We start from the raw sequence: 9,513 nt of genomic DNA, 5'->3' as shown, positions 1-9,513 counted from the left end.
ACTTCGGCCACGACCTGGACGCGATGGCTGCCGCCATCGCGCCGGATACGCGCCTGGTCTTCATCGCCAACCCCAACAACCCGACCGGCACCTTCCTGCCGGCCGCCGCCCTCGAAGCGTTCCTGGCCAAGGTGCCTGCCGACGTGGTCGTGGTGCTGGACGAGGCCTACAACGAGTACCTGGACGATGCGCAGCAGTACGACTCGGTCGCGTGGGTGCGCCGGTATCCGAACCTGCTGGTGTCGCGCACGTTCTCCAAGGCCTACGGCCTGGCCGGCCTGCGTGTCGGCTACGCGGTGGCCCAGCCGGCGCTGACCGACCTGCTCAACCGCGTCCGCCAGCCGTTCAACGTGAACAGCCTCGCACAGGTGGCGGCGATCGCGGCGCTGGGCGATGCGGCCTTCCTCAAGCGCAGCGCCGAGCTGAACCGCGCCGGCAAGGCGCAACTGGTGGCCGCGTTCGACCGGCTCGGCCTGCAATACGTGCCGTCCTCGGGCAACTTCGTGCTGGTGCGCGTGGGCGAGGACGACGGTGCCGGCGCGCGCGTCAACCTGGCGCTGCTCAGGCAGGGCGTGATCGTGCGCCCGGTGGGCAACTACAACCTGCCGAAGTGGCTGCGCGTGACCATCGGCCTGCCCGAAGAGAACGCCGCCTTCATCGCGGCGCTGGAAAAAGCGCTCAGGTAAAGGCACCCGGGCCGGCGCCGTCCCCGCGTCGCGGCCCGCCACCCGCGCATTTGGCGGCGCCGATGCCGGGCGGAGCGGATACAATGCCGGATTCCCGAACTTTCGTGCCTGGCAGCGTATTCCCGTGACCGATCCTGCGTCCGCCCCCTATTTTTCTCGTGTCGTCATTGTCGGCGTCGGCCTGATCGGCGGCTCGCTCGCGCTTGCGCTCAAGCGGGCCGGCGCGGTCGGCACGGTGGTCGGCGTGGGCCGCTCGCAGGCTGCGCTCGAGCGCGCCCTCAAGCTTGGCGTGATCGACGAGGCGGCGACGCTGGAAGAAGCCGCCAAAGGCGCCAGCGTGATCGTGCTGTGCGCGCCGGTGGCGCAGACCTTTGCGCTGCTGCACGCACTCGAGCCGCACCTGGAGCCCGCCACCATCGTGACCGACGCGGGCAGCACCAAGTCCGATGTGATCGTGGCCGCCAAGACCGCGCTGGGCGACAAGGCAGCGCAATTCGTGCCGGCGCATCCGATCGCCGGCCGCGAGCTGCACGGAGTCGAGGCCGCGCTGGCCGATCTCTACGACGGCAAGCGGGTCGTGTTGTGCCCGCTGCAGGAAAACTCCCGCCTCGATGTGGCCGCCGTGCGCGCCATGTGGGAGACCGCGGGCGCGCTCTGCCATGTGATGTCTGCGGTGCAGCACGACGCCGTGTTCGCCTCGGTCAGCCATCTGCCGCATTTGCTGTCGTACGCGCTGGTCGCCCAGGTGGCCAATGCCGAAGACGCGGCGCTCAAGCTCGATTTCGCCGGTGGCGGTTTCCGTGACTTCACGCGCATTGCGGCGTCCTCCCCGGAAATGTGGCGAGACATCTGCGTGGGCAACCGCGAGGCGATGCTCAGCGAGCTGACTACCTACCAGGCCATGCTCGCGCACCTGAAGACCCTGATCGAGAAAAGCGACGGCGCGGGCCTTGAACGCGTCTTCCAGCGTGCCAGCCAGGCCCGCCTTCAGTGGGGCGCGCAGCGTGCGCCTGCAGTCAACGTCGAACCCTGACCGCCACGTCCTTCGCGTCCTTCGCGTCATTCGCGTCATTCACACCACGGCGGCCCGCCATCGGCACGGCCGTCGCCCAACCCGCTTGCAGACCATGGAACACCTCACGCTCGGTCCCCTCACTCGCGCCTCTGGCACGGTTCGCCTGCCGGGCTCCAAGAGCATCTCCAACCGCGTGCTGCTGCTGGCGGCGCTCGCCGAGGGCGAGACCCGCGTATGCGACCTGCTCGATTCCGACGACACCCGCGTGATGCTGCAGGCGCTGCGCACGCTCGGCGTGGAATGGCGCCAGGAAGACGGCGTGTGCGTGGTGCGCGGCGTGGGCGGCAAATTCCCCGGCAAGGCGGCGGACCTGTTCATGGGCAATGCGGGCACCGCCATCCGCCCGCTGACCGCGGCGCTGGCCCTGCAGGGCGGCAGCTACAAGCTGTCCGGCGTGCCACGCATGCACGAGCGGCCGATCGGCGATCTCGTCGACGGCCTGCGCCAGATCGGCGCCAAGGTCGACTACCTGGGGACCGAGGGCTATCCGCCGCTGCAGATCTCGCCCGCCCAGATCCGCATCGATGCGCCCATCCGCGTGCGCGGCRATGTCTCCAGCCAGTTCCTGACGGCCCTGCTGATGACGTTGCCGCTGGCCGACGCGGCCGCCGGCACCATCGAGATCGAGATCGTGGGCGAGTTGATCTCCAAGCCCTATGTCGAGATCACGCTCAGCCTGCTGGCGCGCTTCGGCATCGACGTCAGGCGCGAAGGCTGGTCGCGCTTTATCGTTCCGGCGCGTGCCGCCTATCGCTCGCCGGGCGAGATCTTCGTCGAGGGCGATGCGTCGTCGGCGTCGTATTTCCTGGCCGCCGGTGCCATCGGCGGCGGCCCCTTGCGCGTGGAAGGCGTGGGCATGTCGAGCATCCAGGGGGATGTGAAGTTTGCCGAGGCGCTCAATCGCATGGGCGCCAATGTCATGGCCGGCGCCAACTGGATCGAGGTGCGCGGCACCGAGCGTGACGATGGCCGCCTGCGCGGCATCGAACTCGACTGCAATCACATTCCCGACGCCGCCATGACGCTGGCGGTGGCTGCGCTGTTTGCCGACGGCCCGACCACGCTGACCAATATCGCCAGCTGGCGGGTCAAGGAAACCGACCGCATCAGCGCCATGGCCATCGAGTTGCGCAAGCTCGGCGCGGAGGTGGAGGAGGGCGCGGACTACCTGAAAGTGACGCCACCGACCCAGTGGCTGACGCCGGCGGCCGGTATCGACACTTATGACGACCACCGCGTGGCGATGTGCTTTTCGCTGGCCGCGTTCGGGCCGCTGCCGGTACGCATCAACGAGCCGGGTTGCGTGGCCAAGACCTTCCCGGACTACTTCGACGTGTTCGCCACGGTGGCGCGCTGATCACCCGGCGCGGGCCGGGAGGCCCGCATACGCGCATGCGCGCCTGCCCCAGTAGCGGCCGGGCGCGGAATGCGCCACAGTATGGAATTGCGGTGTGAACGATGCCGCCTGCGCGCGGACGAAGGACAAGGAGGACTTGTCGTGGCGAATTCCCGTTCTGATTTAAGTATTCAATTTTTTGTTCTGTTTCAATAAGCAATGACTATTGTCGACGTCATCACAATCGACGGGCCCACTGCCTCTGGCAAGGGCACCGTAGCGCACAAGGTGGCCGATGCGCTCAGCTTCCACTTGCTGGACAGCGGGGCCTTGTATCGCCTTGTGGCGCTCGCCAGCGAGCGTGCAGGCATCGATATACAGGACATCGAGGCGCTTGCAAGGCTGGCTGCCCACCTCGATGTCAAGTTCGGCCCGGACCGGGTCTGGCTCAGTGGCGAGGAGGTCAGCCTGGCCCTGCGCGCCGAGGCGACCGGCAACCGCGCCTCGGCCATCGCCGTGCATCAGCCGGTGCGCGATGCGCTTACGGCGCTGCAGCGGGGCTTTCGCAAGCTGCCCGGGCTTGTCGCCGACGGGCGCGACATGGGCACCGTGATTTTCCCGGACGCCCGCCTGAAGGTATTCCTGACCGCAAGTGTCGAGGCGCGCGCTCGCCGGCGCTATAAACAATTGATTGATAAGGGAATTTCTGCTAATATCGAAGACCTTTTGCGTGACCTCGAGTCGCGCGACCTGCGGGATCGCACCCGCACGGCCGCGCCGCTGCGTCCCGCAACGGATGCAAAACTGCTCGATACCTCCGACATGACGGTGGATCAGGCGGTGGCGCAAGTGCTGCAGTGGTTTGCGGTGCAGGGTTCCTGACCCGCGCCCTGACCACTTCGCACTGAAGTGCCGGCAGCGCCCGCCCGAGCGGACCTGCCGGTGTTGTCCAACCTGACCCCGCTGCCCTGGCAGACTGTGCGCGATCCTCGCGCCGGCCCGAGTACTGCGGATTGATACTCAAGTTTATGTCCGACCTGCAAACTAACGAATCCTTTGCCGCACTGTTCGAGGAATCCGTCGCCCGCTCCAATATGAAGGCTGGCGAAGTGATTTCCGCTGAAGTCGTGCGCATCGACCACAACTTCGTGGTCGTCAACGCCGGCCTCAAATCGGAAGCCTTTGTGCCGGTGGAGGAGTTCCTGAACGACCAGGGCGAACTCGAAGTGCAGGCCGGCGACTACGTCTCCGTGGCCATCGACGCGCTCGAGAACGGCTATGGCGACACCATCCTCTCCCGCGACAAGGCCAAGCGCCTGGCATCGTGGCTGAACCTCGAGAAGGCGCTGGAAGACGGCGAGATCATCTCGGGCACGGTCACGGGCAAGGTCAAGGGCGGCCTGACCGTCATGGTCAACGGCATCCGCGCGTTCCTGCCGGGCTCGCTGGTCGACGTGCGTCCGATCAAGGACACCACGCCGTACGAAGGCAAGACCCTGGAATTCAAGGTCATCAAGCTGGATCGCAAGCGCAACAACGTGGTGCTGTCGCGCCGCGCTGTCGTGGAAGCGACCCTGGGCGAAGAGCGCCAGAAGCTGATGGAAACCCTGAAGGAAGGCGCCATCGTCAACGGTATCGTCAAGAACATCACGGACTACGGCGCGTTCGTGGACCTGGGTGGCATCGACGGCCTGCTGCACATCACCGACCTGGCATGGCGTCGTGTGCGTCACCCCAGCGAAGTGCTGTCGGTTGGCCAGGAAATCACCGCCAAGATCCTCAAGTTCGACCAAGAGAAGAACCGCGTCTCGCTGGGCGTGAAGCAGCTGGGCGAAGATCCGTGGGTCGGCATCTCGCGTCGTTACCCGCAAAGCACCCGCCTGTTCGGCAAGGTGACCAACCTGACCGACTACGGCGCGTTCGTCGAGATCGAAGCCGGCATCGAAGGCCTGGTGCACGTGTCGGAAATGGACTGGACCAACAAGAACGTTGCTCCGTCCAAGGTTGTCCAGCTGGGCGACGAAGTCGAAGTCATGGTTCTGGATATCGACGAAGACAAGCGTCGTATCAGCCTGGGCATGAAGCAGTGCAAGGCCAATCCGTGGGACGATTTCAGCCGTAACCACAAGAAGGGCGACAAGCTGGGCGGCCAGATCAAGTCGATCACCGACTTCGGCGTGTTCATCGGCCTGCCCGGTGGCATCGACGGCCTGGTGCACCTGTCCGTCCTGTCCTGGCAATAAACCTGCGAAGAAGCCGTGCGCAAGTACAAGAAGGGCGACGAAGTGGAAGCCGTGGTTCTGGGCATCGACGTCGACAAGGAACGCATCTCGCTGGGTATCAAGCAGCTGTCGGGCGATCCGTTCAACAACTTCATCTCGGCCAACGACAAGGGTTCCCTGGTCAACGGCACGATCAAGACGGTTGATGCCAAGGGCGCCGTGGTGCAGTTGGCTGATGACGTCGAAGGCTACCTGCGCGCATCCGAGATCTCGGCTGACCGCGTGGAAGACGCCCGCAACGTGCTGAAGGAAGGCGAGCAGATCACCGCTCTGGTTGTGAACGTCGACCGCAAGTCGCGCAACATCAACCTGTCGATCAAGGCCAAGGACAACGTCGAGCAGCAAGAAGCGATGCAAAAGTTCGCGGCTGACACCGGCACGGCTGGCACGACCAACCTGGGCGCGCTGCTGAAGGCCAAGCTCGGCCAGGACAACCAGTAAGCATTGGTTCACTCCTGCCAGCGGATGCCCATGACCAAGTCCGAGCTTGTCGAAAAACTGGCTGCCCGGTTCCCGCAGTTGTTGCTGCGGGATGCGGACATCTCGGTGAAGACGATCCTCGATGCGATGTCCGAAGCGTTGGCCGACGGCCACCGAATCGAGATTCGCGGATTCGGCAGTTTTGGTCTGAACCGGCGTCCGCCGCGCGTGGGGCGCAACCCCAAGTCCGGCGAACGTGTGCTGGTGCCCGAGAAACGGGTGCCGCACTTCAAGGCGGGCAAGGAGTTGCGCGAGCGGGTCGACCGCAGCCCGGTGCCACAGGCCGGTAACGGTGGTGCCGGTGCCATTGCCAACGGGAGTCACGTCGGCAACGGCAATGGCATCGCCAACGGCAACGGCCACGGCGCCGCGCCTGGGGCGGCACATGCGGCAACGCATGTCCAGTCCAAGCCGGCGACGGTTGCCGGCGGTGCGCTGCACGAGGATGCCGGGCTGAAGCTGGCCCGGTCCTGATTTGCTGCGATTCGCTCGCAACATGCCTGGATAGTCGAGAAAGCGCCCCTTATCGGGGCGCTTTTTCATTGTGTGGGCATACAAGACGTTACCGTTGGCACGAGGCGATTCCGCTACAATGCCGGAAATCCACCGGGGACTGCCCTGATAGCCGCATTGCCTGGGCCCGAGTTCCTACCTGTCGCATGAAGTCCGCATGATGTCCGCATGAAGCCCGCATGAAACTTGTCGCCTGGATCATCCGCATCGTCCTGTTCGCGCTGCTGTTCGTGCTGGCGCTGCGCAACACCGCCGACGCCTCGCTGCGGCTGTTTTTCGACGCAGTCTGGCGCGCGCCGCTGATCCTGATCCTGCTTGCCGCATTCGGCCTCGGTATCGTCGCCGCGCTCGCCGCCATTGCGCCCGCGCTGATGCGCCAGCGCATGGAAGTGGGCCGGCTGCGGCGTGCGCTCGGCGAGGCGCGCAGCCAGCCGGCCGCAAGCGATCCGCAGGCGGCCGCATCCGGCGTTCCCTACAACGTAGTCGGCCCGAAAGTCTGAGCCATGATTTTTGAAACCTGGTGGCTGCTTGCGCTGCCGCTGATCTTTGGCCTCGGCTGGATGGCCGCGCGCTTCGATGCGCGCCAGCTCCTGAGCGAGCAGGGCGCGCTTCCCCGTTCCTATTTCAAAGGGCTGAATTTCCTGCTCAACGAGCAGCCCGACCAGGCCATCGATGCCTTTATCGAAGTGGTGCGCCTGGACCCCGAGACCACCGAGCTTCACTTCGCCCTCGGTGCGCTGTTCCGCCGGCGCGGCGAAACCGAGCGCGCCATTCGCGTGCACCAGAACCTGGCCAGCCGCCAGGACCTGCCCGATGCAGAGCGCGAGCACGCCCTCTACGAACTCGGGCAGGACTATCTGCGCGCCGGGTTGCTGGACCGTGCCGAAGAGTCGCTGCGGCGGCTGATGTCGGGCCCCTACGCGGCGCCGGCCAAGCATGTGCTGCTCGAACTCTACGAAGTCGAGAAGGAATGGAAGAAGGCCATCGAGGCCGCGCGCGAACTCCAGCCGCTCGAGCAGAAGGACTACAAGGTGCAGATCGCGCAGTTCTGTTGCGAACTGGCGCAGGACGCGCTGCAGCGCAAGCAGCCAGAGGATGCGACCGGCTGGTTGCGGCAGGCCATCGAGGAAAACCCCGCCAATGTGCGCGCGCCGATGCTGCTCGGCGACGTGGCGATGGCGGCAGGCGATGTCACCGGCGCGCTGGGCCACTGGCTGGGCATCGAGAAGCAGGATGCGTCCTACCTGCCGTTGGTGGCGGATCGCGTGATCAAGGCCTATCGCCAGCTCGGTGATGAAGGCCGGGCCCTGGAGTGGCTGCGCGGCCTGCTCAAGACCAACCTGGCCCCGGAATTGCTCGACAGCGCCTATCGGACGGAGCTCGAGCTGCATGGTGCGGAAGCGGCCGCGACGCTGATGCGCGAGCAACTGCGCCGGCAGCCTTCGCTGCTGGCCCTGACCAAGTATTTCGAGGCCCAGGCCGCCGAGGTCGCGCAGGCGCAGGGTGCGCCCGCCGAAGTGGCCGCGGCCGGATCCGGCGCCGCCGCCGCGGTGGCGCAGCCCGACGCAGGCCAGGATCTCGCCCATGCGCAGGAGGTATCGGCGATCCGCGACCTGCTGCAGCATCGTACGCGCAACCTGGCGCGCTATACCTGCCGCGAGTGTGGCTTCCGCGCGCGATTGTTCTATTGGCAGTGCCCCGGCTGCAATCGCTGGGAAACCTATGCACCGCGCCGTTCCGAGGCGCTGGGCTGACGCCGTCGTAGCGCGCGCCAATCCCTATCTGGAGTACGAGTTATGAAAGTCACCGTTATCGGCAGCGGCTACGTCGGTCTAGTGACCGGCGCCTGCCTGGCAGAACTGGGCAACGATGTGTTCTGCCTGGATGTGGATGAGCGCAAGATCGCTCTGCTCAATGCCGGCGGCGTGCCGATCTACGAGCCGGGCCTGAAGGAGCTGATCCAGCGCAACCGCGAAGCCGGGCGACTGACCTTCTCCACCGACGTGGCGGCCAGCGTGGAGCACGCCGATGTGCAGTTCATCGCGGTCGGCACGCCGCCGGACGAGGACGGCTCGGCAGACCTGCAGTACGTGCTGGCGGCGGCGCGCAATATCGGCCGCCATATGACGGGCTTCAAGGTGGTGGTGGACAAGTCGACGGTGCCGGTCGGCACCGGGGATCGTGTCACGCAGGCCATCCGCGCCGAACTGGCTACGCGTGCGCTCGAAGATCTGCAGTTTTCGGTGGTGTCGAATCCCGAGTTCCTCAAGGAAGGCGCCGCGGTGGAAGACTTCATGCGGCCTGACCGCATCGTGCTGGGTTGCGACGGCGACGTCGCGGGCCGCCATGCCAAGGCCATCATGCGCCAGCTGTATGCCCCGTTCAACCGCAACCACGAACGTACCTTCTACATGGACGTGCGCTCGGCGGAGTTCACCAAGTACGCCGCCAATTCGATGCTGGCCACGCGCATCTCGTTCATGAACGAGCTGGCCAACCTGGCCGACGAGGTCGGCGCCGATATCGAGCTGGTGCGCATGGGCATCGGTTCCGATCCGCGCATCGGCTATAGTTTCCTCTATGCCGGCGCCGGTTACGGCGGCTCATGCTTCCCCAAGGACGTGCAGGCACTGATGCGTACCGCGAGCGCGCACGGCAAGCCCATGCGCGTGCTGGAGGCAGTGGAAGCGGTCAACGAGGCGCAAAAGCAGGTGCTGGCCGACAAGGTCGTGCGCCGCTTCGGCGAGGATCTCGCAGGCCGCACGTTCGCGTTCTGGGGCCTGGCGTTCAAGCCGAACACCGACGATATGCGCGAGGCGCCGTCGCGGGTGCTGGCGCGCGCACTGGTTGCACGCGGTGCGTCGCTGCGCGTGCACGATCCGATCTCGATGGAGGAGGCTCGCCACGCGCTGGAGGCAGACCTCGCCGATATCGAGGGCGGCTTTGCCCGCGTGCATTTCAGCGAAGCGCAGATGGATACGCTGGACGGCGCCGACGCGCTGGTCATCCTCACCGAATGGAAGGTCTTCCGCAGCCCGGATTTCAACCAGATCAAGCGCCGCCTGAAGGCACCCGTCATCTTCGACGGCCGCAATCTGTACGAGCCCGAGGCCATGCAGGAAGCAGGCATCGAATACCATG

Annotated in this window: 8 protein-coding genes and 1 pseudogene; all 9 read left to right on the top strand. The window is 65.8% G+C overall.

Going from position 1 to position 9,513, the window contains the following annotated elements; all coding sequences use genetic code 11:
* The coding region (locus AC1DO7_RS36095; protein ID WP_477117214.1) for a pyridoxal phosphate-dependent aminotransferase at nt 1-686 on the top strand (686 nt) is incomplete at its 5' end.
* A 124-nt stretch (nt 687-810) separates the two neighbouring features.
* Entirely contained in the window at nt 811-1,719 is a 909-nt protein-coding gene (locus AC1DO7_RS36090; RefSeq protein WP_441612524.1) for a prephenate dehydrogenase, read from the top strand.
* A gap of 94 nt (nt 1,720-1,813) precedes the next feature.
* The gene (gene aroA / locus AC1DO7_RS36085) at nt 1,814-3,118 is read left to right on the top strand and encodes a 3-phosphoshikimate 1-carboxyvinyltransferase (RefSeq protein WP_477117213.1); all 1,305 of its coding nucleotides are present in this window, start codon (nt 1,814-1,816) and stop codon (nt 3,116-3,118) included.
* Between the two features lie 198 nt (nt 3,119-3,316).
* Nucleotides 3,317-3,979, top strand: coding sequence for a (d)CMP kinase (gene cmk, locus AC1DO7_RS36080; protein WP_441612522.1), 663 nt, complete (start codon nt 3,317-3,319; stop codon nt 3,977-3,979).
* A gap of 146 nt (nt 3,980-4,125) precedes the next feature.
* Nucleotides 4,126-5,820 (top strand): annotated as a pseudogene (gene rpsA / locus AC1DO7_RS36075) (30S ribosomal protein S1).
* Between the two features lie 30 nt (nt 5,821-5,850).
* Nucleotides 5,851-6,333, top strand: a complete 483-nt coding sequence (locus tag AC1DO7_RS36070; protein WP_441612521.1) for an integration host factor subunit beta — start codon at nt 5,851-5,853, stop codon at nt 6,331-6,333.
* A 218-nt stretch (nt 6,334-6,551) separates the two neighbouring features.
* Complete coding sequence (locus AC1DO7_RS36065) at nt 6,552-6,872, top strand: lipopolysaccharide assembly protein LapA domain-containing protein (protein ID WP_441612520.1); 321 nt, start codon at nt 6,552-6,554, stop codon at nt 6,870-6,872.
* Nucleotides 6,873-6,875: 3 nt separating this feature from the next.
* Nucleotides 6,876-8,126, top strand: coding sequence for a lipopolysaccharide assembly protein LapB (gene lapB / locus AC1DO7_RS36060; protein ID WP_441612519.1), 1,251 nt, complete (start codon nt 6,876-6,878; stop codon nt 8,124-8,126).
* A gap of 42 nt (nt 8,127-8,168) precedes the next feature.
* Nucleotides 8,169-9,513, top strand: a 1,345-nt coding sequence (locus AC1DO7_RS36055) for a UDP-glucose dehydrogenase family protein (protein ID WP_477117212.1), incomplete at its 3' end; no start/stop codon positions are given.

Source organism: Cupriavidus sp. 05N40, from assembly GCF_056397305.1.
This window is presented reverse-complemented; position numbering and strand designations above follow the sequence as displayed.